Source organism: Mesorhizobium sp. WSM4848, assembly GCF_055811375.1.
The window spans coordinates 125,014-151,973 of the sequence record NZ_JBVVPX010000011.1 but is presented as its reverse complement, the minus strand read 5'-3'; the positions used below and the strand labels follow the sequence as shown (position 1 = coordinate 151,973).

The 26,960-nt window shown below is 62.4% G+C and carries 34 protein-coding genes and 2 pseudogenes; 22 read left to right on the top strand and 14 right to left on the bottom strand.

Going from position 1 to position 26,960, the window contains the following annotated elements:
* Nucleotides 1-18 precede the first annotated feature (18 nt).
* The 7 genes from ruvB to AC0L16_RS13400 all read right to left on the bottom strand — a co-directional run bounded on the left by ruvB (nt 19) and on the right by AC0L16_RS13400 (nt 4,736).
* The gene (ruvB, locus tag AC0L16_RS13430; RefSeq protein WP_027152903.1) at nt 19-1,056 is read right to left on the bottom strand and encodes a Holliday junction branch migration DNA helicase RuvB; all 1,038 of its coding nucleotides are present in this window, start codon (nt 1,054-1,056) and stop codon (nt 19-21) included.
* Nucleotides 1,056-1,331: an AbrB/MazE/SpoVT family DNA-binding domain-containing protein gene (locus tag AC0L16_RS13425; protein ID WP_473621276.1), complete on the bottom strand. Its 276-nt coding sequence runs from the start codon at nt 1,329-1,331 to the stop codon at nt 1,056-1,058. Before AC0L16_RS13425 ends, ruvB begins: the two co-directional genes overlap by 1 nt.
* Nucleotides 1,332-1,371: 40 nt before the next feature.
* Entirely contained in the window at nt 1,372-1,992 is a 621-nt protein-coding gene (gene ruvA, locus AC0L16_RS13420) for a Holliday junction branch migration protein RuvA (protein WP_473621275.1), read from the bottom strand.
* Nucleotides 1,989-2,417, bottom strand: coding sequence for a type II toxin-antitoxin system VapC family toxin (locus AC0L16_RS13415; protein ID WP_473621273.1), 429 nt, complete (start codon nt 2,415-2,417; stop codon nt 1,989-1,991). Before AC0L16_RS13415 ends, ruvA begins: the two co-directional genes overlap by 4 nt.
* A complete protein-coding gene (locus AC0L16_RS13410; RefSeq protein ID WP_077375295.1) occupies nt 2,395-2,664 on the bottom strand; it encodes an AbrB/MazE/SpoVT family DNA-binding domain-containing protein in 270 nt (89 codons plus the stop codon). The genes AC0L16_RS13415 and AC0L16_RS13410 overlap by 23 nt, the downstream gene beginning before the upstream one ends.
* 157 nt (nt 2,665-2,821) lie before the next feature.
* A complete protein-coding gene (ruvC, locus tag AC0L16_RS13405) occupies nt 2,822-3,331 on the bottom strand; it encodes a crossover junction endodeoxyribonuclease RuvC (RefSeq protein WP_473621272.1) in 510 nt (169 codons plus the stop codon).
* Between the two features lie 511 nt (nt 3,332-3,842).
* Nucleotides 3,843-4,736: a LysR family transcriptional regulator gene (locus AC0L16_RS13400; RefSeq protein WP_473621271.1), complete on the bottom strand. Its 894-nt coding sequence runs from the start codon at nt 4,734-4,736 to the stop codon at nt 3,843-3,845.
* 126 nt (nt 4,737-4,862) lie between these two features.
* Here AC0L16_RS13400 and AC0L16_RS13395 point away from each other — a divergent pair, with 126 nt between their 5' ends.
* The 6 genes and pseudogenes from AC0L16_RS13395 to AC0L16_RS13370 all read left to right on the top strand — a co-directional run bounded on the left by AC0L16_RS13395 (nt 4,863) and on the right by AC0L16_RS13370 (nt 8,176).
* On the top strand, nt 4,863-5,165 hold the full coding sequence (locus AC0L16_RS13395; RefSeq protein ID WP_473621269.1) for a hypothetical protein: 303 nt from the start codon (nt 4,863-4,865) through the stop codon (nt 5,163-5,165).
* A complete protein-coding gene (locus tag AC0L16_RS13390; RefSeq protein WP_473621268.1) occupies nt 5,152-5,742 on the top strand; it encodes an alpha/beta hydrolase in 591 nt (196 codons plus the stop codon). Before AC0L16_RS13395 ends, AC0L16_RS13390 begins: the two co-directional genes overlap by 14 nt.
* Nucleotides 5,711-6,217 carry an alpha/beta hydrolase gene (locus AC0L16_RS13385; RefSeq protein WP_473621266.1) on the top strand — a complete coding sequence of 169 codons (507 nt, stop codon included), beginning with the start codon at nt 5,711-5,713 and terminating at the stop codon, nt 6,215-6,217. Before AC0L16_RS13390 ends, AC0L16_RS13385 begins: the two co-directional genes overlap by 32 nt.
* 182 nt (nt 6,218-6,399) lie before the next feature.
* Nucleotides 6,400-6,795, top strand: coding sequence for a cyclophilin-like fold protein (locus tag AC0L16_RS13380; protein ID WP_473621265.1), 396 nt, complete (start codon nt 6,400-6,402; stop codon nt 6,793-6,795).
* A gap of 123 nt (nt 6,796-6,918) precedes the next feature.
* Entirely contained in the window at nt 6,919-7,374 is a 456-nt protein-coding gene (locus AC0L16_RS13375) for a (R)-mandelonitrile lyase (RefSeq protein ID WP_473621264.1), read from the top strand.
* 26 nt (nt 7,375-7,400) lie between these two features.
* A pseudogene (locus AC0L16_RS13370) lies at nt 7,401-8,176 on the top strand (carboxymuconolactone decarboxylase family protein).
* Here AC0L16_RS13370 and AC0L16_RS13365 read toward each other — a convergent pair.
* Nucleotides 8,101-8,256, bottom strand: coding sequence for a hypothetical protein (locus AC0L16_RS13365; protein ID WP_473621298.1), 156 nt, complete (start codon nt 8,254-8,256; stop codon nt 8,101-8,103). The pseudogene AC0L16_RS13370 and the gene AC0L16_RS13365 overlap by 76 nt on opposite strands.
* Between AC0L16_RS13365 and AC0L16_RS13360 the strand changes: the two genes are divergently transcribed.
* The 5 genes from AC0L16_RS13360 to AC0L16_RS13340 all read left to right on the top strand — a co-directional run bounded on the left by AC0L16_RS13360 (nt 8,237) and on the right by AC0L16_RS13340 (nt 10,921).
* Nucleotides 8,237-8,596: a hypothetical protein gene (locus tag AC0L16_RS13360; protein ID WP_473621263.1), complete on the top strand. Its 360-nt coding sequence runs from the start codon at nt 8,237-8,239 to the stop codon at nt 8,594-8,596. The genes AC0L16_RS13365 and AC0L16_RS13360 overlap by 20 nt on opposite strands.
* A gap of 14 nt (nt 8,597-8,610) precedes the next feature.
* Nucleotides 8,611-9,183 carry an MFS transporter gene (locus AC0L16_RS13355; protein ID WP_473621261.1) on the top strand — a complete coding sequence of 191 codons (573 nt, stop codon included), beginning with the start codon at nt 8,611-8,613 and terminating at the stop codon, nt 9,181-9,183.
* Between the two features lie 28 nt (nt 9,184-9,211).
* Nucleotides 9,212-9,412 carry a hypothetical protein gene (locus tag AC0L16_RS13350; protein WP_473621260.1) on the top strand — a complete coding sequence of 67 codons (201 nt, stop codon included), beginning with the start codon at nt 9,212-9,214 and terminating at the stop codon, nt 9,410-9,412.
* Between the two features lie 165 nt (nt 9,413-9,577).
* Nucleotides 9,578-10,111: a dihydrofolate reductase family protein gene (locus AC0L16_RS13345; protein ID WP_473621259.1), complete on the top strand. Its 534-nt coding sequence runs from the start codon at nt 9,578-9,580 to the stop codon at nt 10,109-10,111.
* Between the two features lie 522 nt (nt 10,112-10,633).
* Nucleotides 10,634-10,921, top strand: a complete 288-nt coding sequence (locus AC0L16_RS13340; protein WP_473621257.1) for a hypothetical protein — start codon at nt 10,634-10,636, stop codon at nt 10,919-10,921.
* A 336-nt stretch (nt 10,922-11,257) separates the two neighbouring features.
* On the opposite strand, the gene rcdA is transcribed toward AC0L16_RS13340, so the two are convergent.
* The 4 genes from rcdA to AC0L16_RS13320 all read right to left on the bottom strand — a co-directional run bounded on the left by rcdA (nt 11,258) and on the right by AC0L16_RS13320 (nt 14,200).
* Nucleotides 11,258-11,788, bottom strand: coding sequence for a protease adaptor protein RcdA (rcdA, locus tag AC0L16_RS13335; RefSeq protein ID WP_473621256.1), 531 nt, complete (start codon nt 11,786-11,788; stop codon nt 11,258-11,260).
* 401 nt (nt 11,789-12,189) lie between these two features.
* Nucleotides 12,190-12,594 carry a hypothetical protein gene (locus tag AC0L16_RS13330; RefSeq protein WP_473621254.1) on the bottom strand — a complete coding sequence of 135 codons (405 nt, stop codon included), beginning with the start codon at nt 12,592-12,594 and terminating at the stop codon, nt 12,190-12,192.
* A 263-nt stretch (nt 12,595-12,857) separates the two neighbouring features.
* Nucleotides 12,858-13,628, bottom strand: a complete 771-nt coding sequence (locus AC0L16_RS13325) for a sulfite exporter TauE/SafE family protein (RefSeq protein WP_473621252.1) — start codon at nt 13,626-13,628, stop codon at nt 12,858-12,860.
* A 113-nt stretch (nt 13,629-13,741) separates the two neighbouring features.
* Nucleotides 13,742-14,200 carry an Lrp/AsnC family transcriptional regulator gene (locus AC0L16_RS13320; RefSeq protein ID WP_473621251.1) on the bottom strand — a complete coding sequence of 153 codons (459 nt, stop codon included), beginning with the start codon at nt 14,198-14,200 and terminating at the stop codon, nt 13,742-13,744.
* A 134-nt stretch (nt 14,201-14,334) separates the two neighbouring features.
* Between AC0L16_RS13320 and AC0L16_RS13315 the strand changes: the two genes are divergently transcribed.
* The 9 genes from AC0L16_RS13315 (at nt 14,335) to AC0L16_RS13275 (ending at nt 22,419) form a co-directional block, all read left to right on the top strand.
* Nucleotides 14,335-15,264 carry a DMT family transporter gene (locus AC0L16_RS13315; RefSeq protein ID WP_473621250.1) on the top strand — a complete coding sequence of 310 codons (930 nt, stop codon included), beginning with the start codon at nt 14,335-14,337 and terminating at the stop codon, nt 15,262-15,264.
* A gap of 133 nt (nt 15,265-15,397) precedes the next feature.
* A complete protein-coding gene (locus AC0L16_RS13310) occupies nt 15,398-16,045 on the top strand; it encodes a thiamine phosphate synthase (RefSeq protein WP_473621248.1) in 648 nt (215 codons plus the stop codon).
* A 1-nt stretch (nt 16,046) separates the two neighbouring features.
* Nucleotides 16,047-17,078 carry a tetratricopeptide repeat protein gene (locus AC0L16_RS13305; RefSeq protein WP_473621246.1) on the top strand — a complete coding sequence of 344 codons (1,032 nt, stop codon included), beginning with the start codon at nt 16,047-16,049 and terminating at the stop codon, nt 17,076-17,078.
* A gap of 204 nt (nt 17,079-17,282) precedes the next feature.
* Nucleotides 17,283-17,849 (top strand): elongation factor P, encoded by a 567-nt coding sequence (gene efp, locus AC0L16_RS13300; RefSeq protein ID WP_027152892.1) that lies wholly within the window; start codon nt 17,283-17,285, stop codon nt 17,847-17,849.
* A gap of 138 nt (nt 17,850-17,987) precedes the next feature.
* Nucleotides 17,988-18,788 carry an inositol monophosphatase family protein gene (locus AC0L16_RS13295; RefSeq protein ID WP_473621244.1) on the top strand — a complete coding sequence of 267 codons (801 nt, stop codon included), beginning with the start codon at nt 17,988-17,990 and terminating at the stop codon, nt 18,786-18,788.
* A gap of 122 nt (nt 18,789-18,910) precedes the next feature.
* Nucleotides 18,911-19,618, top strand: a complete 708-nt coding sequence (gene trhA / locus AC0L16_RS13290; protein ID WP_473621242.1) for a PAQR family membrane homeostasis protein TrhA — start codon at nt 18,911-18,913, stop codon at nt 19,616-19,618.
* Nucleotides 19,619-19,733: 115 nt separating this feature from the next.
* On the top strand, nt 19,734-20,759 hold the full coding sequence (locus AC0L16_RS13285; RefSeq protein WP_473621240.1) for a MotA/TolQ/ExbB proton channel family protein: 1,026 nt from the start codon (nt 19,734-19,736) through the stop codon (nt 20,757-20,759).
* 1 nt (nt 20,760) lies between these two features.
* A complete protein-coding gene (locus tag AC0L16_RS13280; protein WP_473621238.1) occupies nt 20,761-21,792 on the top strand; it encodes a peptidoglycan -binding protein in 1,032 nt (343 codons plus the stop codon).
* A 228-nt stretch (nt 21,793-22,020) separates the two neighbouring features.
* Nucleotides 22,021-22,419 (top strand): hypothetical protein, encoded by a 399-nt coding sequence (locus tag AC0L16_RS13275; protein WP_473621237.1) that lies wholly within the window; start codon nt 22,021-22,023, stop codon nt 22,417-22,419.
* 130 nt (nt 22,420-22,549) lie between these two features.
* Here the strand turns inward: AC0L16_RS13275 and AC0L16_RS13270 are convergent.
* Nucleotides 22,550-22,902: pseudogene (locus AC0L16_RS13270) on the bottom strand (DUF1304 domain-containing protein).
* Nucleotides 22,903-23,090: 188 nt separating this feature from the next.
* Between AC0L16_RS13270 and AC0L16_RS13265 the strand changes: the two are divergent.
* The gene (locus tag AC0L16_RS13265; protein ID WP_473621236.1) at nt 23,091-24,590 is read left to right on the top strand and encodes a carboxypeptidase M32; all 1,500 of its coding nucleotides are present in this window, start codon (nt 23,091-23,093) and stop codon (nt 24,588-24,590) included.
* Between the two features lie 92 nt (nt 24,591-24,682).
* Here AC0L16_RS13265 and AC0L16_RS13260 read toward each other — a convergent pair whose 3' ends face one another.
* Nucleotides 24,683-26,485, bottom strand: a complete 1,803-nt coding sequence (locus AC0L16_RS13260; protein WP_473621234.1) for an ABC transporter transmembrane domain-containing protein — start codon at nt 26,483-26,485, stop codon at nt 24,683-24,685.
* Nucleotides 26,486-26,691: 206 nt separating this feature from the next.
* On the opposite strand from AC0L16_RS13260, the gene rpmE reads away from it, so the two are divergent.
* Nucleotides 26,692-26,913 (top strand): 50S ribosomal protein L31, encoded by a 222-nt coding sequence (rpmE, locus tag AC0L16_RS13255; protein WP_006327661.1) that lies wholly within the window; start codon nt 26,692-26,694, stop codon nt 26,911-26,913.
* The last annotated feature ends 47 nt before the right edge of the window (nt 26,914-26,960 follow it).

Below are 26,960 nucleotides of genomic sequence, written 5' to 3'. Positions count from 1 at the left end.
GGGCGCCTGCAGACTTCGTCATTCCTCCTGGAACAGGCTGATCTGCTGCTGCGCCAGATCCTTCGGCGCGTCGAGTCCGAGATGCCGCCAGGCATTGGCGGTCAGCACGCGGCCGCGCGGCGTGCGCTGAATAAAGCCCTGCTGGATCAGATAAGGCTCGATGATGTCCTCGATGGCATCGCGCGGCTCGGAAAGCCCTGCCGCGATGGTCTCGATGCCGACCGGCCCGCCGCCAAAATTCCGCGCGATCATCGAGAGATAGCGGCGGTCGAGCGCGTCGAGGCCGAGCGCATCGACCTCGAGCCGCGTCAGCGCCTCGTCGGCGATCTGGCGGTCGACGTGACCATCGCCGGCGACGGAGGCAAAATCGCGCACGCGGCGCAGCAGCCGGCCGGCGATGCGCGGCGTGCCGCGCGCGCGCCGAGCGATCTCCAGCGCGCCATCGTCGCCGAGCGGCATGGCAAGGATGCGGGCGCCGCGGCGCACGATCTGCTCCAGTTCCTCGACCGAGTAGAAATTGAGGCGGACCGGAATGCCGAAGCGGTCGCGCAGCGGATTGGTCAAAAGGCCGAGCCGGGTGGTGGCGGCGACGAGGGTGAAACGGGCAAGATCGATCTTGACCGAGCGCGCCGCCGGCCCTTCGCCGATGATCAGGTCGAGCTGGAAATCCTCCATCGCCGGATAGAGGATTTCCTCGACCGCCGGGTTGAGCCGGTGGATCTCGTCGATGAACAGCACGTCGCGGTCTTCGAGATTGGTGAGCAGCGCTGCGAGATCGCCGGCCTTGGCGATGACCGGGCCTGAGGTCGAGCGGAAATTGACGCCAAGCTCGCGTGCCATGATTTGCGCCAGCGTCGTCTTGCCGAGCCCGGGCGGGCCGACGAACAGCACATGGTCGAGCGCCTCGCTGCGGCCCTTGGCTGCCTCGATGAACACTTTGAGATTGGCCCGCACCGCCGCCTGGCCGACAAAATCGCCGAGCGTCTGCGGCCGCAAGGTCTGCTCGGCATCTTCGCCGCGCTTGTCGGGAGCAATGAGGCGTGGCGAAAGGCTCATCAGGCGCGCCCACTTCCATCGCGATCACCGGCGACATGGCGACCGACAGTATCCTCGACCGCGGCGTCGATTTCCTCCAGTGTGGCAGGCCCACCAGGTGGATCACCGAGAAATCCAGCGAGGTCGGCAAATTCGAGATTGCGCGGCGTTCCGATCAGAAGACCATCCATGACCGTCCACGCAACCGTATCGCCTGCCTTGAGCGACAACTCGGCCCGGACTTTCTTTGGAATCTTAAGCTGCCCCCTGGAGGTCAAGCCCGCATATCCGCCCATGCTCTTGTTCCTAGTCGGAATTTGTTTCTCGGGCAACGTTTCACCGCGCCAGTTCCTTCAGCCCGAAGCGGATCAGCTTCGACGCATCCGCGTCCTCGCCGGCGCTTTTCAGCGCCGCCGCCACCGCATTGGCGGCGGTATCGCGCGAATAGCCGAGATTGACCAGTGCGGAGACGGCGTCGGTGATCGGCGCCGGCGCGACGCCTTCGCCAAGCTCCTGCTTCAGACCGATGGTGCCGGAGGCAGCGCCGGCAAAGGCTGGCGCCTTGTTCTTCAGTTCGGTGACGATGCGCTCGGCCACCTTCTTGCCGACGCCGGGCGCGCGGCTGACCATGGCAATATCACGCAGCGCGATGGCATTGGCGAGTTCGGCCGGCGCCAGCGTCGACAGGATGGCCAGCGCCACCTTGGCGCCGACGCCTTGCACATTGCTCATCAACAGCCGGAACCATTCGCGCTCCAGAACCGACTGGAAACCGTACAGCCGCAGCATGTCCTCGCGCACATAGGTCTCGATGAACAGCACCACCGCCTCGCCGGGGGCCGGCAAGCCGGCCAGCGTACGCGTCGAGCAGTGGGCGACATAGCCGACGCCGTGCACGTCGATGATGCAGAAATCCTCGTCGATTTCGTCCAGTGTGCCTTTGAGCTTGCCGATCATTTTAGCTTGCCGATCGTTTCAGGAGACATGATATCGAGATCCGGAAAGTAGCTGCGGTAGCGCGCTGCATCGCGCGTCAGCAGACGATGCCCAGCGACAACCGCATGGGCTCCGATAATGAAATCCGGCAGCGTTCGCTCGCGGAGACCGCCGGCGCGGCGATAGCGGGAATGCGTGACCCCGGCAAGGAATGCCGCTTCCCAAGGCAAGAGTTCGCGTTCCACCTTGAGCGTCTCGACTGCTTTACGAAGGGCCGCCTCCGTCGCTATTAGCGGCGCCAGTTCGGACCAGACGATTGTGTTGATAACGAGCGCGCCATCGCGCCGGCATTGGGTGATCGCCGACGCCGACCACTTCGTATCCCGTCCGGCGGGACCCCAAACATCGATCAGGACATTTGTGTCAACCAATGTCGAGATCTTCACGTGGACCCCTCAGCCACTCCATATATTCGTCCGTCGTCATGCCTCCCAGATCCAACGTACCGGCCATTTGATCGAGCAACTGGCTGAATTTGCGAGAGGCCTCTTCTTCGGAAATGTTCTCGTTGACCGCAACAACGCGGACGCCGTCCTCGGTGGGTAGGAACTCCACCTCCGAGCCAGGGCCGATACCGAGGCGATCCCTTATCTCTTTCGGGATCGTCACCTGCCCTTTGGTTGTCACCCGCATGGTAATACCTCACAGGTATTACTTATTGCCGTTCCGGGAACAAGTCAAGAACACTTATCGCCTCGACCTGAAACCGGAATCGATTTTCAGAAAGCACGACGCGTAGATTCAAAAGTGCTGGAGCATACTTTGTGCGTCCAAATGGACGCACGTCGCTCTAGCCCAGCGCCGCCAACCTGTAGACAACGCTCTGCCGGTGATGCGCGTGGCAGATGGCAATGGCCAGCGCGTCGGCGGCATCGTCGGTGTCGAAAGTCGCCCTCGGCATCAGCACCTTGACCATCATGTGGATCTGCTTCTTGTCGCCATGGCCGACGCCGATCACCGCCTTCTTGACGGCGTTGGGCGCATATTCGGCGACGACCAGGCCGGCCAGCGCCGGCACCAGCATGGCGATGCCGCGCGCCTGGCCAAGCTTCAGCGTCGCGGCCGCATCCTTGTTGACGAATGTCTGCTCGACCGCCGCTTCGTGCGGCATGGCGGTATGCAGGATCTCGGCAAGCCCGTCATGCAACTGGCAAAGCCTTGTCGCCAGCGCCGCCTTGTCTTCGGAACGCACGGTGCCGGAGGCGACGAAGCGCAGCGAGTTGCCGAGGCTCTCGACGATGCCCCAGCCGGTGCGCCTCAGCCCCGGATCGATGCCGATGATGCGAATCGTTTCCCCCATCCGCCAAGTCTACCCGTGGCGGACAGCGATGCCAGCGAAATGTGAACAAACCAGAAACAGCCCTCAGAATTCGCTCTGACGAGACAGATGGCGTGGTTTTCGAGAACTGAAGCGGAACGGACATTTGGGTCCGTGAGCCCGCGCATGATCCTTTCCGAAAATCGGAACCGATTTTCGGAAAGGATCATGCGCAAAACCAAAGTGCTACAGCGTCCTTTGCGCGTCCAAGAGGACGCACGGCGCTGTAGGTAAGCGGAGGAAACCGCGGCAGGTGTCCGTCAGAGTAACATGTACCAGCTGCCGGATTTGGTATCTTTTGACACAAAAGGCGGACATCGAAATTTGAAGAGAATAGGTCCGCTCTCGCCGATAGCAGCCATTAAGTCTAAGGCTGTTCGAATCCACGCGGCGCGCCGCACTGGGTGATGATGAGAACTACGTCTACACTATTGCCCTCTAGAACCCTCCCAAATAGGGCGTGAGCCAATCGAGCGGTTTAGATCCCCTCGCTTCAATTCCGATGTCGTAGCGCATCGACGATGACCTTGAACGCGGGAAGATTTTGACGACGGCTCGGATAGTAGAGGAAATAGCCTTCAAAAAACGGCGACCAATCGTCCAGAAGCTGAACCAGTTTGCCACGTGCGATGTGCTGCTCGACGATGTTCTCCGGGACGTAGGCGATGCCGTATCCACTGGCCGCCGCATCGATCATGGCATAAGTATTATTGAATGTCAGTTGACCGTTCACTCGAACGCGGAGCGCCTGCCCATCCTTCTCGAACTCCCAGGCGTAAAGGCCGCCGGCGCTTTCATGACGCATGTTGATACAGAGATGCCGGATCAGTTCTTGCGGGTGCTCGGGCACACCATGCGCGGCGAGATAGGCAGGCGAAGCAATGGCTACCAGACGCCAGTCGGGACCGATGCGCACCGCGATCCTATCCTTCTCAACACTCTCTCCAATCCGGACGCCGGCGTCGAAGCCTTCCTCAACGATGTTGCGGAAGGTGCTGTCCAGGATCAGTTCGACGCTGATATCGGGATAGGCGACAAGCACCGGCTTGAGCTTGGGCCAGACCACGCTTTCGAGTGCATGGTCGGACAGGGTCAGCCTGATCGAGCCTGACGGCTTGTCGCGGAGCGCCGTCAGCGCCGCGATCTCGTCTTCGATTTCGGCGATGCGCGGCGCAATCGTCTGCAGCAGCCGTTCGCCCGCGATCGTCGTTGCGACGTTGCGCGTGGTGCGGGTCAGCAGGCGGATGCCCATGCGCGCTTCGAGCTGCTTGATCGTATGGCTGAGCGTCGATTGCGCCACGCCCAGCTTTGCCGCAGCCCTGGTGAAGCTGCGCTCCTCGGCGACAGCCTGGAACCAGGTCAGTTGGTTGAGGTCGGTTCTGGTCATGAGACTCCTTCCGCCGTCCCGGGCTCAGATTATTCGACCCGGTCGATAAGTCCATGCCGATTTCGACGGCTACTCGACTTATTCCAAAGCCATTAGGTTGCGCTCTGGGGAGCGACGAATACCGCGATGTCGATGATCTGGATGACATGGATGTCGCAAAATGCGGACGATGCGCCCGAGGCCGCCGGCAGCCTGATGGTCGCGGCGATCCAGGCTTCGATCCTTCTGGGCGCGGTCGTCGGAGGGGTGCTGCTGGATGACCTGACGATCTCCGCCACGTTCGTCGGCAGCGTGATTCTGGCTGGCATCGGAATCGCGCTGATCGGCAATGGGCGGCTTCCGCTCAAGCCCGAAGAGGACTGGCCAAGGCAGCGCGAGTGGCTCAACGCCAACCCAAACTTAAAGGAGATCAGAAATGCCTATGAATAGCCCTGATACGAAAACGTCAAAGCGTGAAATCCACCGGCGCGAGCTTCTGAAGCTGACCGGTGCCGGCGTCGCCGCCTTCAGTGCGGCGTCACTCTTCAATCTTCCCTTCGCAAAGGCTCAAGACATGTTAAACGGTGCAAACAATTTCTATACCAGCGATCAGGTGACGCTCGAAAAGGTCGCCTTCAAAAGCCAGTACCACGCAAATGTTGCCGGGAATCTGCTCGTCCCGAAAAACCTCGATCGCAATGCACGTCATCCGGCCATCGTCGTCGGCCACCCAATGGGCGCGGTGAAGGAGCAGAGCGCGACCCTCTACGCCACCAAAATGGCCGAGCAGGGCTTCGTCGCCATGGCCATAGACCTGCCCTTCTGGGGCGAGAGCGAGGGCGAAGCCCGCCAGATCGTTTCGCCGGATGTCTATGCCGAGGCGTTCAGCGGATTTCCTTGGAACACGCGAGTTCGTCGACCGCAACCGCATTGGCGCGATCGGTGTCTGCGGCAGCGGCAGCTTCGTCATCAGCGCTGCCAAGATCGACCCGCGCATGCGCGCCATCGCCACGGTCAGCATGTATGACATGGGCGCGGCGAACCGGAACGCACTCAATCACTCGCTAAGCGTCGAGCAACGAAAGCAGATCATCGCGGCGGCCGCCGAGCAGCGCTACTCCGAACTCGAAGGCGGCCAAATCCAGTATACGGGCGGGACCGATCTCGAACTGACCGCGTCGACGCATCCCATCCAGCGTGAGTTCTACGATTTCTATCGGACACCCCGCGGAGAGTTTACCCCGGCGGGTGTTTCCGACCAGATCACGACGAAGCCGACGCTGACCAGCAACGTCAAGTTCATGAACTTCTACCCGTTCAACGACATCGAGACGATCTCGCCGCGCCCGATGCTGTTCATCAGCGGCGATCAGGCGCATTCGAAGGAATTCAGCGAGGAAGCCTACAGACTGGCAGCCGAGCCGAAGGAACTGGTCTGGGTCCAGGGCGCCGGTCACGTCGACCTTTATGACGTGTCGACCTCATTCCCTTCGAAAAGCTGACGCGCTTCTTCGGTCAGCATCTGGCCGCTTAACAGGGCCGTATCATCCAGCGGTGCGGCCGTGGGCCAGAAACCTTGGACATGGCCGCACCAATTGGGAGCCCTGAAATGACACGTGACGCCGCATGGCTTTCGCGCCGCACCTTGCTGGCAGGTGCTGCCAGCTTCGCGCTTCCCTCTTAGGTGCGCGGTCAGACGTCCATAACCCCGGGCACGAAAGGAGCCCCAATGCGCCTGAGATTTGTTTTTGCAGATCAGGATTTCACGGTGACGCTGGAGGACAATCCTTCCGCGCGCGATCTGGTTTCGACGCTGCCGCTGGACTTAACGATCGACGACTATTCGTCCAACGAGAAGATCGCCTATCTGCCGCGCAAGCTCACCGAGGAAGGCGGCGGTCGCTTCGGGAACGAGGCGGTTGGCGATCTTTGCTACTACGCCCCTTGGGGCAATCTTGCGATGTTTCATGGTCCCTATCGGTGGTCGCGCGGCCTGATCCGGCTCGGGCGTCTCGACCAGGGGCCAGCGTCGCTTCTGGTGCGCGGAGAGCATCCGCTGCGCGTCGAAATTCTTTCCTGAGCTCGGAAGGCTGCCGCGCAATGGATGAACGCCGCGCAATCAAGACCCTGCCGCGGTCGTAGGAAAAACCCGCATCATTCACCGTGAACAGCAACAAAGCTGCAAACGCAGAAGGAGACGGACATGAAGAAAGTCCTTGCAGCGGCGGCCATAAGCGCGGCCGGCGTTCCGGCGCTAGCCGAGACCATCGAAATCCGCACGAACGGCAGCACGCCGGCCGGGATCGGAACGGCGGACAACTTCACCGGGCAAGCCATCATCAGCCCGCTCTATCCGCCGACCGACATTACGCGGGCGAGCACCGGACTGGTGAACTTCGCTCCCGGCGCGCGGACGGCCTGGCACACCCATCCGGCAGGCCAGATGCTTATCATCACGAGCGGTCAGGGCTGGGTCCAGGAAGAGGGCAAGGAGCGGCGCGTCATCAATCCTGGTGATGTGGTCTGGATTCCGGCAGGCGTGAAGCACTGGCACGGAGCGACCGCGATCAGTCCCATGACGCATATAGCCTTGAGCTACATGCAGGACGGCGAGAACGTCGACTGGCTCGAACCTGTTTCCGACGAGCAATACCGCTGACGGATAACTGAACGAAAGGCTTCATCATGAAGACCTCGACCGTTCTGGCTCTCGCTCTTTCCATGGGAGCCGTCGATACCGCCGCGCAGACCGGATCGCAGACCGGCAGCCTGACCCGCGAAGACGTGCAGGCTGTCTCGCCCGCGCTTGACCGCTATGCTACAGCCGAATTGGCGAACGGGCTCTGGAAACGGCCGGGCCTGTCCTCCCGCGATCGCAGTATCATCACCGTCGCTGCCGTGATCGCGCGCAATCAGGGCATTCTCCTGCCGGAACAGGTGAATCTCGCACTCGACAATGGGGTGAAACCGGCCGAAATCTCAGAGATTGTCACCCATCTCGCCTTCTATGCCGGCTGGGGCAATGCGCTTGCCGCGACGGCCATCACGAAGGAGGTGTTCGCGGCGCGCGGTGTCGGTGCTGACCAGCTCCCCAAGGCCGTGGTTGATTTCCTGCCGCTCGACGAAAAGGCCGAGGCCGATCGCGCCGCCCGCGTCGAGCAGGGCACGGGACCGGCATCGCCGGGTCTGGCGGGGACACGACCGAATTGTTGTTTCGCGACCTGTGGCTGCGGCCTGATCTTGCCCCGCGCGATCGCAGCCTGGTGACGGTCAGCGCGCTGATTTTCGCCGGCCAGGTGGAGCAAATTCCCTATCATCTCACTCGGGCGATGGATAACGGACTGACGCGCGCGGAAGCGTCCGAGGTTATCAGCCATCTCGCCTATTATGCTGGCTGGCCAAACGCGTTTTCAGCAGCCCCTGTCGCACGTTCCGTTTTCGAGAAGCGGTCCCCCGACTGATCACTGCTGGTCGCGATGACTCCTTTGCCCTCATCGTCCACACCGCCGCCATCAGTCGCCGTGACGTTGCTGCCGATCATGACGGCGATGCTGGCCGGCTTCCTCGTCATCGGCGCGGCCCTGCCAGTGCTGCCGCTGCGTGTGAATCAGGATCTCGGCTTCGGAACTTTCGTCGTCGGCCTGGTTGCGGGCTCGCAATTTGCCGCGTCTCTCGTCACGCGCATATGGTCCGGCACCTATTCGGATGCGAATGGCGGCAAACGCAGCGTCGTCCTCGGCCTTGTCGCCGCCGCCGGTGCTGGATTGCTGTATCTCCCGTCCTTGGCCTTCGTGAGTTCGTCAACCCTCTCGGTTGCGATGCTTCTGGTGGGACGTGCGGTGCTCGGTGGAGCCGAAAGCTTCATCATCACCGGGGCGTGAGCTGGGGATTGGCAATGGTCGATTCCAGCCATGCGGGGAAGGTCATCGCGTGGGTCGGCACGGCCATGTTCGCGGCGCTCGCCTTCGGCGGTCCGCTCGGCACGATGCTCTTTGTACCGTACGGCTTTGCGGCGATCGGCCTTATCACGACCTTGGCGCCACTGCTCGTTCTGCTGTTCCTGTTGCGAGCGCCGAGTCCGCCCGTGCTATCAGCACGGACGATATCCACTTTTGGCAGCGTGATTGGAACGGTCTGGCTACCCGGACTTGGCGCGGCGCTCAGCAGCATCGGCTATTGCGCCATTCTCGCTTTCAGCTCGCTCCTTTATGCCAATCACGGCTGGCAGCCCGTCTGGCTTGCCTTCACTGCCTTTGGCGCGGCGTTGATCGTGGCGCGAATGATGTTTGGCCATCTACCGGATAAGTTCGGCGGAGCGAGAATCGCCGTGGTGTTCGTTCTGGTGCAAGCGGCCGGATTGATCCTCATGGGATTAGCCCAAGGCACGATGATGGCATCCGCCGGAGCCGCTCTTGCGGGACTCGGCTACTCGCTCGTCTCCCGGTCTGGGTGTCGAGGCTGTCCGTGACACCTCGCCTGAAAGCCGCGGGCTGGCAATGGGCATCTACACGGTCTTTCTCGATGTCGCGATGGCTCTTGGAAGCCCGGCGCTGGGATGGGCTGCCGATCGAGCAGGTTTGAGCGTTGCGTTCTTTATCAGCGCCGGTGTCACCTTTTGTACAACCGCCATTGCTTTGCATTTAGCCTACAGCACGCACCGAGGCCGACAGGCGCCTGCTACGACGCCTTACTGGTAAACTTCGCGGCAATCAGCTGCGTTCTACGTTCGCAACCGAAATAGATTTAAAGTGAAATGGCCCATGCCGACCCAAGTGAGCGGGCGCGCAGTTTGTGCCCAACCTCACTTCCGCGTAACGACGACTCAAGCTATTCTGAAGAACCTGGCGTGGAGACTTTGTAGCATGGCGAAGCTCGTCTTCGGAATGAACCAGTCCCTGGACGGCTATGTCGACCACCAGGAATTACCGCCGCCAGGTCCCGCGCTCTTTCGTCACTGGATAGAGCACGTGCGCGACCTGACCGGCAGTGTGTACGGTCGCCGCATGTACGAGGCCATGCGCTATTGGGACGAAGACCGTCCTGAGTGGAGTGCGGAGCAACACGAGTTCGCGGCGGCGTGGCGGGGCCAACCGAAATGGGTCGTGTCGCGCTCGTTGAAGTCAGTCGGCCCCAACGCCACTCTTGTCGAGGGTGACATCGAGGCGGTGATACGTGACCTGAAGGCTCGGCTCGTTGGGGAGATTGCGGTTTCCGGACCAGACCTAGCGCGAAGCCTAACCGACCTTGGTCTTATTGATGAGTATCGACTCTACTTCCACCCCGTCGTGCTTGGTCGCGGCAAGCCATTCTTCGCCGGCCCCCGGCCGCCGCTCCGCCTTGTGGCCAGCGATCTGATTGACCAGGACACGATCAGATTGACCTACGTTCCTGCCTGATCGCGCAGCTCTCCGCAGTTACGACGACGAGTTCCATCGGGAGCAGCCCAGCGAAGCGTATCGCGAGAATTCGTAGATACGGCGGAGAATGGCGCGCCCGAAGAGATTCGAACTTCTATGTCGAGACAGTCGCACTGCTACAGACGTCCGTTAAACCAGCCAAAAGTAGCCATTCAATCGCAAGGATCAAATGAATGCTTCTGTGGCGGCTTTGCGCAGCTTATCGGACTTTGAGACCAGCGTCGCTGTGCGCTCAGAAACGGGGCAGCTGGATCGACCAGCAAGCGCGCCGAGCAGCAGACGCGCTCGGCCGAAGAGTCTAGCACCTGGTCGGTGATCGGTCGGGTCCCAAGCCAATTTCCTCCTGCCGCGCTCCACTTTGGTGCAAGACGGTCAAATTTGAGCTTCCGCATTAATGTTTTGTCGAGCGTATCTCTTAGAGTCGCTTAAACCTTCTGCGCCGTAAGTTTTAGCCGTGCTGAATCGCCGTCAGCGACGATGACGACGAAATAGGAGAACGCAATGACTCGCAATCACGTTGAACGTCTTGGAGAGTTCAGGGAAATCCTGGTCGCGACTCGACGCGAAGGAGTCCGTAACGTGCACCATACCCGCGACGCAATGCGGGCAAGCGGCTTTCAGATCGGGGACAGCGACGGCTCCAGCTACGGAGCCAAGCTAAAGGAGCTCCAAGAGGAAATCGAGGCAGTCGATCGCGCCATCGAAGACGAGAAGCGGCTGGCCTTGTCCCCTGAGAGTGCGGCTCAATCCCGCCGACCAATTAAGCCGAGAATCGTGAAGGGAACATAGAGTCGGCGACGGCCCTTGGTGCCCGTCGCGTGGATTCGCCTGCGACATCGTGTCTGGCTCGTCGCCGCCGTGCTACAGAGCCCTGAACGTCATCCGTTGCCATCAAACGTGGCGGCCGAAGCTGCCCTGTGTCGATGTCGATTTGCTGTGTCCATCGTTGTCGATGCCGTCGCTACCCTCGCCAACGGCGTTCTTCAGGTATCCGATCTGAAACGCGATATTTGGACATGAAATCACGGAGGCAGCTTGCGGCCCCATTTCGGCCCAAACACGACTTGAGGATTGGCCCCGCAAGAGGACGCTCCTGGTGTTTAGCGGAGAATATCAAGCAGCCTGTCAGCCGCGGGCGAAAGCCGTGTTGAGCAGCGTGATCTGGTCGGAAACCGGATTGGTGCGGCGGCCGGATGGCGCGACCTCGGCCACGGCGCCGCCGTAGATTTCCTCGTCCATGCGACGCACCAGCGCCTGCAGGCGCAGCGAGCGGTCGATAAGGTCAAGAAAATCCTTGGGCAGCTCGACCCAGCCTGCGGCATCGTTGTTGGCGGAAGCGGTATCGAGGCGCACCTTGGATTTTTCGGAAGCAACCTGATCGCGAGTCATTTCGCCGGAATTCGCCGCGCGCTGCAGAAGCAGCCAGGAGGCGACCTGCATCAGCCTCGTGGTCAGTCGCATCGACTCGGCCGCATAGAGCGTCGCCGCCAGCCTGGACAATTTCTTCGCCTCGGCCCGGCCCTTGCCGTCCAGATATTCGGCCGCCTGCTCGACCAGGCCCATGCCTTCCTGGTAGAGCGGCTTGAAGGATTGGGAGAAAACCCGGCGCTCCGCCAGCTTGATGGTTTTCGCGCTTCCCTTCGAAGGATCGTTCATCGATACGCCCTGCACTTGCCCTTACAGCCGGCCGAATCGGCGTCATCGCCGTCACGCCTGCACCCTATATGACCGAGGCTTGAAAATGCGCTTCGCCGCCGGTGAAGGCAAGCACATGTTTAACAAACGGTTAACGGCGGCGCAGCGGCGCAGGCGACCGGCAATCCGGGTCGCCGAAAAAAAGAGCCGCGGATAAGGCGGCTCTCAGGAGTTTAACAGGGAGGCGTCAAACAAAGTGGCTCCAACCACTCGGTAAGAATCCAGATCACTGGATGCACATAGTAAACGCCTGTAAAGCTTAATGAAGCCTTAACGGCGTGGATATTTTTTGAACAAGCGCCGCTCGCCTGTGCCGTAACAGCACAATAACTCCAGGCTTTTTGGGGCCCAGACCCTTGGACTCAGGCCTTTTGCGCCTCAGCATGCCGCTCGGCTTTCCACACCACCGGCAGCGCGATGTAAGCGAACAGCAGCAGCCCCGCGTAAAAGCCCATCGAGGATGTTGCCACCAGCGGCTCGATCGCCGGGTTGCCGGCAAGCATGATGTAAAGGCCGATCAACAGGCCGGTGCCACTGATTGCCGTCAACCAGAAATGGACGGTGGCAAGCCGCTTTTCCGCGACTGTCGGAAACAGATGGTAGAAGAAGGCGAACACCGCCGACATCAGCCATCCGGCCACCATGATATGGGCGTGGGTTGGCATCTGCGCATGATCACTGCTGATCGCCATCTGCAGGCCGAGCGCCATCCCGACCAGTGCGTAGACGACGGCCAGCGTGAAGAAGTTTCGTGCTACCTTTTGCATGTTATGCCCCGATTTGCCTTTTCCCGTCATGGGAATGGGTTGAGATCAGGCGGTCGCCCCGCCACCGGGTCGCCGGCATCGACGCATTAGCATCGGCAATGTTTCTGGACGATGTCGCATCGCGCCCGACCCTTCCCCGGCGCTCACAGAATAGCAGAGACCAGAATAGCAGAAAACGGCGTGACGCGCTTGCGCCTTGATCGGTTGCCTTTCGCCGTGTCTCATAGGACGCCGAAACAAAGCCGGCTACCACCCGACGCGATCTAGAGAAGGCCGGCGATCCCGTCCCACAGGAGCTTGACCGCGACGACCGCTACGGTCGCATAGGTGAAGGGGTAGAACAGTTCCGGTCGCATCCGCCGCACCAGCCAAGCGCCGGCGATGGTCGAGAGCGGCGCCAGCGGTACCAGAACCGCTGACGCGGTCAGGTTGGTGGTGTCGAACTGTCCGAGCGCAAAATAGGGGATGAGCTTCAACGCGTTGGTGGCGGCAAAGAAGACTGCGGCGGTGCCCGACAGCACTTTCGGATCGAGCCGGATCGGCAGCGCATAGACCTGAAAGGGCGGGCCGCCGACATGGGCGACGAAGCTAGTGAAGCCGGCGACCGTCCCCCAGACGGCGGCAGCCGCGCGGTTGGGCTCGGCTGAGTGGCTCGCACCGTGCCGCATTTGTAGATAGACCCAGCGAAGCACGAAGATAATCGCCACGGCGCCGACGATCAGCCGCACCATTTCCGCTGTCACCAGCGCCGCGGTCAGCCAGCCGAGGCCGATGCCGATCACCGCGCCCGGCATCATGTCTGCAAGCATCTTGCGGTCGTAGACACCCCACCATGTCCACACCGAGACGACGTCCATAAGGCACAGTATGGGCAGCAGGATGGCGGCGGCCTGCACCGGCGGCATGGCCAGCGCCATCAGCGGGACGCCGACGAATCCGACCGCACCGCCAAAGCCGCCCTTGGACAGACCGACCAGGATGACGGCTGGAATGGCGGCGGCATAGAACCACGGATCGAGAAGCAGGCCTGACATCGGCGGGGAGCAGTTGGAGGGAAAGCGTGTAGACGCTGGAATAGCCGATAAACTTTCGCGCCGCGACTACAAATGCGCACGCGACGCCGCGCGTCGTTCGTGCTCAGGCCTTGTCACGGTTTTGAGAAGGCGGTTGCGGCGAGCGGCGGTGGGCGCCTGCGGATCGGCTGCGCCTTGATGATGGCTGTGCTCGTTTCGGCCTTGTCGGCGATACGGTCGAGAAGCTTGTCGAGATCGCCGATCGAGCGCACGAACAGCCGGGCAACAAAGCAGTCGTCGCCCGTCACCTTGTCGCATTCGCCAAACTCCGGAATCTCCTCGATCAGCTTCTGGACAATATGCAGCTTGCCCGGCAAGGGCCGAATGCGAACGATCGCCTGCAGGGTGTAGCCGAGTGCTTGGGGATCGATTTCGACGGTGAAGGCCCTGATAACGCCACGATCCTCCAGCCGACGCAGGCGTTCCGCGACACTCGGCGACGACAGGCCTACCTGCTGGGCCAGTTCCTTCAATGAGGTTCGCGAATCCTTGATCAGGATTTCGAGAAGGCGTCGGTCCAGATCGTCCAGCATTTGACATTCCCAAGGAAAAGGCCGTCTTCACCTTATTTAATTAGGCACTACTGGCATATCACCTAGCGCAAATTATAGAAAGCGCTGATGTGGCATGGGATTATCAACCATCAGCGTTTCGAGAGGCAATATTCATGGACAGCACGGTGCGTGGCACGGTCGAAATGACGGCGGCAATGGTGATCCTCGGCACGATCGGATGGTTCGTCGTCATGTCGGGCGAGCCCATCATGGACGTCGTCTTCTGGCGCTGCGCCTTCGGCGCGATAACGCTGCTGATCATCTGCGCTGCCCTGGGGCTGCTGCGCGACAGGCTGTCACTGCGCATCGTGGCGATCTCGGCTCTCGGGGGTATTGCCATCGTCGTCAACTGGCTGCTGCTGTTCAGCTCGTTTTCCCGCGCCTCGATCTCGATCGCCACGGCTGTTTACAACACGCAGCCCTTCATGCTGGTCGGCTTTGGCTCGCTCTTCTTCTCAGAGCGGCTGACCCTGACAAAGCTGGCCTGGCTTGGCATCGCCTTCGCCGGCTTGCTGCTGATCGTGCAAGGCTCGCCTGATGCGGGCTCCGATGCAGGCCCCAATACAGGTAATTTCGGCACGGATTATTTTATCGGCATCGCGATGGCGCTGGGTGCGGCTTTCTTCTGGGCCGTCGCCGCCATCGTCACCAAGAAGCTCAAAGGCACGCCGCCGCACCTGATCGCCCTGATTCAGGTCTGCGTCGGCGTCCTCATCCTGGCACCCTTCGCCAACCTTTTTCACCTTCCCGCCGACGTGTGGAGCTGGAGCATGCTGGCGACGCTTGGCGTCGTCCATACCGGTCTGATGTACATCCTGATGTACGGCGCCATTCAGAAACTGCCAACCTATCTGCAGGGGTCGCTATCCTTCATCTACCCTGTGGTCGCGATCCTGGTCGATGTCGTCGCCTTCGGCCACCGGCTGCACCCGGCCCAGATCGTCGGTGGCGCCGCCATCCTGGTCGCCGCCGCCGGCATGAATCTTGGCTGGACGCTGTGGAAATCGAAGACCCCAGCCGAGAGCACCCAGGCAATCAAGTGAGGCAACAACGTCGCCGTGCGACAATCATGCGCCAATGGTCCTGGCCGCCCGCCTGTTCAAGGCCGGCACTTTGCTCTATGCCGCAATGCAACCATCTTCGCCCGGCATAGGCGAAAACCGGGGTCAAAAACCAATGAACAACGCAACGCCTCCAAATCGCTGCCGCATCGTGCTGATCGCGCCGCCCGGCGTGCCGGCTGAGCGCATCGGCGCGGCGTTCGACGGCGGCGACATCGCCTCGCTCATCCTGCCCGAAAACGACATGGACGAAGCCTCCTTCCAGGCCTTCGCCGAACAGATCGTGCCGGCGGCGCAGGCGGCAGGCGTCGCTGTCGTCATTGCCGGCGACACCCGCATTGCCGGCCGCGTCCAGGCCGATGGCATCCATATCGAGGCCGGCAAGGCCGAACTCGCCGAGACGATCGAACGTTTCCAGGCAAAAATGATGGTCGGCACCGGCGGCGCCAAGACCCGCGACGATGCGCTGGAACTCGGCGAGCTCAGGCCCGACTACATCTTCTTCGGCCGCTTCGGCTACGACAACAAGCCGGAGCCGCACCCACGCAACCTGTCGCTGGGGCAATGGTGGGCGGATGTGATCCAGATCCCTTGCATCGTCATGGCCGGGTCCGACATCGCTTCGGTAGAAGCGGTGGCTGCCACCGGCGCCGAATTCGTGGCGCTGTCCAGCGCCGTATTTGCCGAGGGCGTCGACCCAAAGATGGCAGTCGCCAGCGCCAACGCGCTGCTCGACGAAACCGCGCCGCGTTTCGAGGACTGACGTGCCGGCGCCGACAATCCTTTTCGGTGCATTGCTTGCGTCGCTCACGGTGCAGGCCGCCATTGCGGAAACCGTCCCATTGCCGCAAGCCAAGCCCGACATCGCTGCAAACACGGACAAGCCGATCGCCACGCCGCTGCCGCAGCCCGCCACCACGGCGCCGCTGCCGTCGGCCGACGCCATCAATCCCGACCGCTTCGGTGCCAAGCCGTCGGATTCCGCCTATGGCGCCTTCCAGCGCGGCCTTTACAAGACGGCCTACAACCTCGCTTTGGTTCGCGCCCAGAACGGCGATCCGGCGGCGCAGACATTGATCGCCGAGATATTGTCGCGCGGCCTTGGCGTGCCGGTCGACGCGGCGGAGGCGGCCAAGTGGTACGCGCTGGCCGCCGAGCAGGGCATACCGGAATCGCAGTTCCAATATGCGCTGATGCTGCTCGACGGCCGCTACGTCAAGAAGGACGAAAAGGGCGCCTACGCGCTGATGCAGGCCGCCGCCGAGGCCGGCAACCGTCTGGCACAGTTCAATTTCGCGCAGCTGCTGGTCCAGCAGGATCCCGGCGATGCCGGTATCGCAAAGGCGGTGTCCTATTATCAGCGCGCCGCCGCGACCGGCCTTGCGGACGCGCAATATGCGTTGGCGCAGGTCTATGCCAATGGGGTCGGCGGCAAGCTGCGCGACGATGCCCAGGCGCGCGGCCTGCTGGCGCAGGCAGCAAGGCAGAACTACGATACGGCGCAGATCGATCTCGCTGCCTGGATGATCGAAGGACGCGGTGGCGCCCGCGACCTGAAGTCCGGCTTCGGCTGGATGAAACAGGCCGCCGAGGGCGGCAATGTCGCCGCCCAGAACCGCCTCGCCAAGCTTTACATGGCCGGCATCGGCACCGATCCGGATCCGATCCTTGCCGGCGCCTGGTACGTCGTCGCACGCCGCGCCGGGCTGATCGATCCGCAGATGGACGATTTTCTGCAGGGCCTGACCGACGACCAGACCAAGCAGGCGCTGCAGAAGGCCAACCGCCTGCCGTAAAGCGTCGCGGACAGTGAATTATTTGGCAGTGGCGCGGGTTGGATGCTGGCGAGGGGATGGCTCCGCCCCCACTCCCTCTCAAACCATCCCCTTGGCCACCCTCTTGCCCCCTCTTGCCCAATCCCTTGCCTCGCCTGGCGATTTGTGGTCTTGGAGGCGCCAATTCGCTTTCGTCGCGAAAATCTCATTCCGGATCACATCATCATGGCCAAGATCAATGGCAACGAAATCCGTCCCGGCAATGTCATCGAGCATGATGGCGGCCTGTGGGTGGCTGTCAGAACCAACACCGTCAAGCCCGGCAAGGGCGGCGCCTACAACCAGGTCGAGCTGAAGAACCTGATCAACGGCACCAAGCTCAATGAGCGTTTCCGCTCGGCCGAGACAGTCGAGCAGATCCGACTGGAGATGAAGGATTTCTCCTTCCTCTACGAGCAGGGCGAAGCGCTGGTGTTCATGGACACCGAAAGCTACGAGCAGCTTGAATTGCAAAAGGATTTCGTCGGCGATCGCGCTGCCTTCCTGCAGGACGGCATGATGGTGACAGTGCAGCTCTATGACGAAAGGCCGATCGGCATTTCGCTGCCCGACCAGGTGACGCTGACAATCACCGAGGCCGACCCAGTGGTGAAGGGCCAGACCGCAGCCTCGTCCTATAAGCCGGCGATGCTGGAAAACGGCATTCGCGTGCTGGTGCCGCCTTTCATCGGCTCGGGCGAGCGTATCATCGTCGACACCAACGAAATCACTTATGTGCGCCGCGCCGACTAAGGCATGATCCCAAAAAGTTGCAGACTTTTTGGACAAGATCATGTCTCAAAGCAAATAGGCATGATCCCAAAAAGTTGCAGACTTTTTGGATAAGATCATGCCTCAAAGGCAAATGGCGCAGCGGCAGGAAGAAGAGCAATGGCGCGTTCCGCGATCCTCAATGTCATGGTCCAGGCCGCTATGAAGGCCGGCCGCTCACTGTCGCGGGATTTCGGCGAAGTGCAGAACCTGCAGGTCTCGATGAAGGGGCCGGGCGACTATGTCAGCCAGGCCGACCGCAAGGCCGAAGAAATCCTCTTCACCGAACTGTCGAAGGCGCGGCCGGGCTACGCCTTCCTGATGGAGGAGCGCGGCCTGATCGAAGGCGACGACGGCCAGCACCGCTGGATCGTCGACCCGCTCGACGGCACCACTAATTTCCTGCACGGAATTCCGCTCTTCGCCATCTCGATCGCGCTGGAGCGCCAGGGCCAGATCGTCGCCGGCGTCGTCTACAATCCGGCGATGGACGAACTCTATACCGCTGAGCGCGGTGGCGGCGCGTTCATGAACGACCGCCGGCTGCGGGTTGCCGGCCGCACCAAGCTGATCGACACGGTGATCGGCTGCGGCGTGCCGCATCTCGGCCGCGGCCAGCATGGCAATTTCCTGATCGAGCTGCGGAACGTGATGGCCGAAGTTTCGGGCGTGCGCCGCCTCGGCTCCGCCTCGCTCGATCTCGCTTACGTCGCTGCCGGCCGCATGGACGGGTTCTGGGAAACCGGCCTGTCGGCCTGGGACGTCGCCGCCGGCATCCTGCTGATCCGCGAGGCGGGCGGCTTCATCTCCGACTTCGCCGGCGGGCAGAACATGCTGGACGGCGGCTCGATCGTCGCCGGCAACGAGACCATCCAGCGTGCGCTGTTGAAGACAGTCAGGAAGCCGGTGACGCCGCGCTAGACCATGCCCCCAAAAAGCATGAACCCGGACTTGGCGCGCTGAACCGCCGCAGTCGCAAAACCGCAACGAAAGCTTGAAATGCAGTCCGGCATCCGCCCAAATAGGCGGATGCAGGATCTTTCATGACGCATATCGGCCCGAAATCCCAGATCGAGATACCCCAGATCGAAATCCCGTTCATGGGACGCTGGCACTATTCGCGCGCCGAAATGATCGCCGACGGCATCGTCCATGCGGTAGGCATCGTGCTCGCCATTGCTGCCGGCTCGACGCTGCTGGCGCTGGCTGCCTTCCATACCGGTCCGGGCGAATATATCGCCGCCGCTTTCTACGTGATTTCGCTGCTCACCGTGCTGTCGGTGTCGCTGGCCTATAATCTGTGGCCGGTGTCGTCGCCAGCCAAGTGGATATTGCGGCGCTTCGACCATGCCGCGATCCATCTGCTGATCGCCGCGACCTACACGCCTTTCCTCGCCCAGCTCGACGGCTCGCCGCTGGCCATCTCGATGATCGTCCTGGTCTGGGTCGCGGCAGCGATCGGCATCGCCATCAAAGTGCTTCTTCCCGGACGCTTCGACCGGCTGGCGATCGTCTTCTATCTCGCCATCGGCTGGAGCGGCATCGTTCTTGTCGAGCCGCTCGTCCAGACATTGCCGACGACATCGATCGCGCTGATCGTCGCCGGCGGCACCGTCTATTCCTGCGGCGTCATCTTCTTCGCCTGGAAGGGCCTGCGCTTCCACAATGCGCTGTGGCACGGCTTTGTCGTCACCGGCGCCGGCCTGCATCTTGCCGCCATGGTCGACTGCCTGGTCATCAACCGACTCTAACGCAATGGTCCGCTTGGCAATATTGCCAAGCGCCATTCAATTTGGTCACAATTGCGTTTAGAGTCGCCGTCAAACGTGAATTGGCGGCGGCGGCGGCATCGGAAACGGGGCACGGATGGCTTTTTTCAAATCCTTCGGCATGGGCAGACGCTCCGACGTGCTGATGTACGATCCGCACAAATTGTCGAGCCCGCAGGTCTTTCTCCTGACCATGGTCATCTTCCTGATGATCGTCGCTTTCATCGCCGCCATCCTGACCCGTCAGATCTCGACAGCCTTTGCCACCAATCCCGGTCTCAACGGCCTGATCGTCGGCGTGCTTGCCGTCGGCATCCTGCTGGCCTTCGTGCAGGTCGGCCGGCTGTTCCGCGAAGTGCGCTGGGTCAACTCTTTTCGGGCCGGCTCCGAAACCACCGAACCGGTGCTGCTGGCGCCGATGAAGGCGATGATCGGCCGCTCGCCGACGATCGCCTTCTCGACCAGTTCAATGCGCACCATGCTCGATTCGATCGCCACCCGCCTCGACGAAAGCCGCGACACCTCGCGCTATCTGGTCGGGCTGCTGGTGTTCCTCGGCCTGCTTGGCACCTTCTGGGGCCTGCTCAACACGATCGGCTCGATCCGCGAAACCATCGAGTCGCTCGATCCCGGCACCGGCGATGCCGCCGCCGTGCTCGAATCCCTGAAGGCGGGGCTTGCCGCGCCGCTGGCCGGCATGGGCACCGCCTTCTCGTCCTCGCTGTTCGGCCTGTCCGGTTCCCTGGTGCTCGGCTTCCTCGACCTGCAGGCTGGCCGCGCCCAGACACGCTTCTACACCGAGCTCGAAAACTGGCTGTCCTCGGTCACCGACCTGTCCTCCGATATCGTCGTCGCCGAACCGCCCAAGGCCGAGTCCTCCGACGAGATCCGCGTCCTGTCGGAAAGACTGCGCAGCATGCAAGAGAACGGCGGCGGCGCCAATCCGCGTGTCGCCACCGCCATGGCCAACCTCGCCGACGGCATTTCGGGCCTGGTCAAGAACATGCGCTCAGAGCAGCAGATCATGCGCGACTGGGTCGAGGCCCAGTCGGACGAGCAGAAGGCGATGCGCAACACGCTGGAGAAGATCGCCGACGCCCTGAAGAAGACTGGAGTCCATTAGCATGGCTCTCGCCAGGAGCCGGCGCGCCGATCGCCGTATCGATTACTGGCCGGGCTTCGTCGACGCGCTGTCGACGCTGCTGCTGGCGATCATGTTCCTGCTTACCGTCTTCGTGCTGGCGCAGTTCCTGCTCGGCCGCGAAATCTCCGGCAAGGACACGGTGCTCAACCGCCTCAATTCGCAGATCAACGAATTGACCCAGCTTCTGGCGCTGGAGCGCTCGACAACGCAGGACAAGGAAGATTCGCTCGCCAATTTGCAGGCGTCGCTGTCGGCGTCGCAGGCGGAAAAGAGCCGGCTCGAGCAATTGCTGGCGCAAGGCGCCGGTGCCGGCGACGCCGCCAACCAGCGGGCCACGGCGCTTTCGGGCGAACTCGACAACCAGCGCCAGATCAGCCAGCAGGCGCTGAGCCAGGTTGAAATCCTCAACCAGCAGATCTCGGCGCTGCGCAGGCAGATCGGAGCGCTCGAAGAAGCGCTCAACGTGTCCGAAACGCGCGATCGCGAGTCCAACACCAAGATCGCCGATCTCGGCCGCCGCCTGAACGTCGCGCTGGCGCAACGCGTGCAGGAACTGAACCGCTACCGGTCCGACTTCTTCGGGCGCCTGCGCGAAATCCTCGCCGACCGCGAGAACATCCGCATCGTCGGCGACCGCTTCGTCTTCCAGTCGGAAGTGCTTTTCCCGACAGGCTCCGAAGTGATCAACGACGCCGGCAAGGACGAGATGAAGAAGCTCGCCGACGCCATCATCGACCTGCAGAAGGAGATCCCGCCGGAGATCAACTGGGTGCTGCGCGTCGACGGCCACACCGACGACAAGCCGCTGTCGGGCACCGGCCGTTACCGCGACAATTGGGAATTGTCGACGGCGCGCTCGACCTCGGTGGTGAAGTTCCTGATCGAGAACGGCGTGCCGGCCAACCGCCTGGTTGCCGCCGGCTTCGGCGAATTCCAGCCGCTCGACCCCGCCGACACCGAAGACGCGCGCAACAAGAACCGCCGCATCGAGCTGAAACTGACCGAGCGCTGATCGCCCGGCTCCAGGCGGCGGCCGCATTTAGGGCGGCAGTGCGGGCTGGCAAGGCCTGAAAAGATTACCTTTTTTTGATTACATTTTGCCGAGGATCGCTCCTAGCTATGTCACGGGGCCGAGAACCGCCGGCGGTGGAAGCGTCCATCGCGGCCCGACGGAACCGACGGCCCACGGCCGGAAGGTGGCCTTCCCAATCGCCGCCTCCCCTGTAAAAGGAGACGCAACATGCGCTCTTTCACTCCCAAGCCCCTTAGGGCTGCAACGCTCGCCGCACTTCTCGTCACCGTTCCGTTTGCTGGCGCCCACGCCGGCCCGCGTGAGACAGCTTTGATCAACCAGATGGAGAGCGTGGATACCGGTATCCGAGCCGCCATGCAGGCGAACAGGATCAAGCCGGGCGAGGCGCGTGACTTGCGCACGCAGGTCGCTCAACTTGATCGAGCCACCCAGAGGGCCGCGCGAGACAGAACGGTGCCGGCCACGCAGTATCATAAGATGCTGGCGCAGCTCGATCGTGTGAGCCAAAGGCTGCGGGCTGCCACCGGCAGTGCCTTCCTCATCGGCAGCGGCGGCGATGGCGGGTACTATCCGAACGGCTACGGCCCAAACTATCCGAAAGGCTGAAATCGTTCAGTACAGAGCCGCACTTTGTTCTTGCGCATGATCTGCTGATTTGATTTTGCGCAAGATCCGTTCCGCACCGAAGCCCCACGCAGCACATGGAGCTTTCCAAAAATCGAGTCCGATTTCGGGGTTATGCGCCCAGCCAGACTGCGGTCAGAGCAACTGCAGCGGGCACGGTTTGGATGTAGAGGATTTCCTGCCGACCGTCGCCGCGCCGTAGAGGCCGGCGATGGCGACGCAGAGCAGGAAAAACACCTTGATCTGGAAACCGGCCTCGCCGAGGTAAAGCCCCCAGATCAGCCCGGCTGCAAGAAAGCCATTGTAAAGCCCCTGGTTGGCCGCAAGCACTTTCGATGCGCTGGCGAATTCCGGCGTCAGCTTGAACGCCTTGCGGCCGCGCGGCGTGTTCCACAGCACCATCTCCAGACAGACGATGTAGAGGTGGATCAGCGCCACCAACCCGACCAGCACATTGGCGATCATGCTTCGTCTCCCCATCGCGGCATGGCGCCGCCTCGCGATATTGATCACGCCCGCCACCGCTCCCGCAAGACCCATTGCGGTGTGCGTTCCAGCCAGCAAACAATGGACCCATCGCCCGACGGCCTTCGGGGTTGCCAATATCAGCGCATTGGTATCTTTTCCCGCCGTTCAAATTCAGCGGAACCACAATGTCCTTTCAAAAACTCGACGACCTCGGCCACAAGCTCGAAGCACTGGAGCATGCGCTCGCCATTCTCGGCGCCGACGAGGCGACCCACATGGCCGTCGGCGGCGGCGAAAAGCGCGCCGAGGCGATGTCGGCGCTGGCCGGCATGCATCACGCCAGAGCGACAGCGCCGGAGATCGCCGACTGGATTGCGGCGGCCGAACAGGAAACGCTGAACGAACAACAGCAGGCTGCGGTCAAGGAATTCCGGCGGCAATACACCAACCTGACCTGCCTGCCGGTCGAATTCGTCGAGCGCCAAACCACCGCCCGGATGCGCTCCGAGCAGCTGTGGCGCGATCTGCGTGCAAAGAACGACTGGGCCGGGTTCTTGCCGGCGCTCGAAGGGGTTGTCGCGCTGGTGCGCGAGGAAGCAGCCCTTCGCGCCGACGTGCTCGGCCTCGACCCCTACGACGCGCTGATGGAGCAATACGATCCCGGCAACCGCGCCGCCGACATCACGCCGGTCTTCGCCGAGTTGAAGACCTTTCTCAGGGATTTCGTGCCGGAGGCACTGGCGGTGCAGGAACAGCGGCTGGCGAAACATCCGCTGAAGCCGCTTTCGGGCAGCTATGCGATCGAAAAGCAGCGCGAGCTTGGCCTCGCCATGATGGCGGCGGTCGGCTTCGATCTCACCCATGGCTCGCTGTCGGTGTCGCATCATCCGTTCTGCGGCGGCGTGCCGAGCGACGTGCGCATCACCACCCGCTACAAGACCTCCGATTTCCTGTCGGCGCTGATGGGCGTGCTGCACGAGACCGGCCATGCGCTTTACGAACAGAACCTGCCGCAGGCGTGGGCGCACTGGCCGCTCGGCAAGGCGCGCGGCATGGCTGTGCATGAAAGCCAGAGCCTGTTCGTCGAGAAGCAGATCGGCCGCAACCCCGAATTCTGGCGTTGGGCGCTGCCGGTGGTCGAAAAGCACCTCGGCGAGGCCTGGTCGATCGAAGACATCCTGCCGCATGTACACCGGGTCGAGCGCGGCCTGATCCGCGTCGACGCCGACGAGGTGACCTATCCGCTGCACGTCATCCTGCGCTACGAGTTGGAGCAGGAGCTTGTCTCGGGGCGGATCGAGGCCGCCGACCTGCCCGAGGCCTGGGACGCCAAGATGCGCGACTATCTCGGCCTGTCAACTATCGACAACCCGGCCGACGGGCCGATGCAGGACGTGCACTGGCCCGGTGCTGCCTTCGGCTATTTCCCCTCTTATACGCTGGGCGCGATGATGGCGGCGCAGCAATGGGCCGCCTTGACCAGAGACCATCCCTCGGCTGACGAAGACCTCGCCAAGGGAAATTTCGCGGCGATCAACGACTGGCGCCGTGAAAGGATCTGGTCGCAAGGCTCACGCTGGTCGACGCCCGAGCTGCTCGAGCGCGCCACCGGCGAAAAACTCAACGCCACGCATTTCACCGAGCATTTGAGGAAGCGCTATGGGGAGGTGCTGAAGGGCGCCTGACATATCTTCAAGCGCATCGAACGCGGCGGCACTTTCGTCACTGCCGACCAGCGCCATTTGAAAAAACGAAGCCGTTTGGCAGCGTCGTCCTACTACTCCGCGGCGCCCCTGAAAGCATTCGCCCCGGTTTCGAACTGCAGCTTGGCCAGCCGCGCATAGATGCCGCCCTTGGCGACGAGGCTCTGGTGGCTGCCTTCCTCGACGATGCAGCCGCCATCCATGACCAGGATCCGGTCCGCCTTCAGCACCGTCGCCAGCCGGTGGGCGATGACGATCGTGGTGCGGTCCTGCATCAGCCGCTCCAGCGCCGTCTGCACCAGCGTCTCGCTTTCGGCGTCGAGGGCCGAGGTCGCCTCGTCAAGCAAAAGGATCGGCGCATCGCGCAGAATCGCGCGGGCAATCGCCACGCGCTGGCGCTGGCCGCCGGACAAGGTCACGCCGCGCTCGCCGACCTGGCTGTCATAGCCTTTCTCGAGTTTTAGGATGAACTCGTCGGCAAGCGCATCCCTGGCCGCCGCCTCTATCTCGGCCTGGCTGGCGGCCGGACGGCCGAAGCCGATATTGTCGCGCGCGCTGGCCGCGAAGATGGTGACGTCCTGCGGCACGATGGCGATGCGCTCTCGGATGGCGACGGGGTCGGCCTCGCGGACATTGACGCCGTCGATCATGATCTTGCCGGTCTCGGGGTCGTAGAAGCGCAGTAGCAGCGATAAGACCGTGCTCTTGCCGGCGCCGGAGGGGCCAACGATCGCCACCGTCTCTCCGGGCTTGACCTCGAAACTCAGGCCGTGGACGGCAGCGCGGTCGGGGCCGGCCGGATAGGAGAAGGAAACGTCGTCGAAACTGATTGCGCCTCTGGCCGTCGTCGGCAGCGGTTTCGGATGCGCCGGGGCCTGGATCGCGGGCTTCTCGGCCAGGATCTCGGTCAGTCGTTCGGCAGCACCCGCCGCCTGGGACAGTTCGCCCCACACTTCCGACAGCGCGCCGAGCGCGCCGGCGGCGAACACCGAATAGAGCAGGAACTGGCCGAGCGTGCCCGGCGACAGCGTGCCGTCGAGCACGTCGCGCGAGCCGAACCACAGCACCGCCACCACCGAGGAGAAGATCATGAAGATGGCGAAGAAGGTGAGGAAGGAGCGGGCAAAGATCGAGGACCGCGCCGCCGCGAAAGCGGCTTCCACGGCCGATGAAAAATGCCCGGTGACCAGCTTCTCGTTGGTGAAGGCCTGCAGCGTGCGCACCGCGCCGATCTGCTCGCTGGCATAGGCCGTGGCGTCGGCCAGCGTGTCCTGTGCCAGCCGTGATTTGCGCCGCACCGAGCGGCCGAAGGCGACCAGCGGCAGCACGATCACAGGTATGGCGGCGATGACAAGGCCCGACAGTTTCGGGCTGGTGAAGACCATCATCGCCACGGCGCCGAGCCCAAGAATGACGTTGCGCAGCGCTACCGACGCGGTGGCACCGACCGCTGACTTGACTTGCGTCGTGTCGGCGGCGAGCCGCGAGACGATCTCGCCCGACTGTGCAGTGTCGAAGAATGATGGCGACAGCGTCGTGACATGGCGGAACACGTCGCTGCGGATGTCGGCGACGACGCGCTCGCCCAGCGTGATGACGAAATAATAGCGGCAGGCCGACGCCGCGGCGAGCAAGGCAGCCATCACCACCAGCATGGCAAAATACTCGGCGATGAAGCTGGAATCGGAGGCGGAAAAGCCGTGGTCGATCATCCGCCGCACGGCCAGCGGCAGCGCCAGCGTCGTCGCCGCAGCAATGGTCAGCGAGACGACCGCGCCAATGACCATTTTCCGGTAGCGGGTGATGTAGGGGAACAGGCGCCGCAGCGGCTTGAGCGAGCGCCTGCGCTCGTCTGCATCGCCGCTGGTGTGCGCCATGACCGTTTCCTCTGGCCGCCTTCTGGGCATGCGCCTCAATATGCGCTTACCGCGGCCTTGTGATTCAATTCCGGCTGATGTATAGGCTCGCCGACCGTTTTTAAAAGCCGTGGCTCCTCAATAGCTGCGGCTTCGAGTTTTAAAAAGGGGCGCATCGACGCAGGCTTTATGCCCGTCAGCGGCGCCGGCGAACCAGGAATAGCACAATGAAGACCGATATCCATCCCGACTACCACACCATCAAGGTCGTCATGACCGACGGCACCGAATACATGACCCGTTCGACCTGGGGCAAGGAAGGCGATACGATGAACCTCGACATCGACCCGACTACCCATCCGGCCTGGACCGGCGGCCAGCAGACCCTGCTCGACCGCGGCGGCCGCCTGTCGAAGTTCAAGAAGCGTTTCGAAGGTTTCGGCCTCTAACCCGCACGCCTTTCTCGGATCGAAGAAACCCGCCCTCGTGGCGGGTT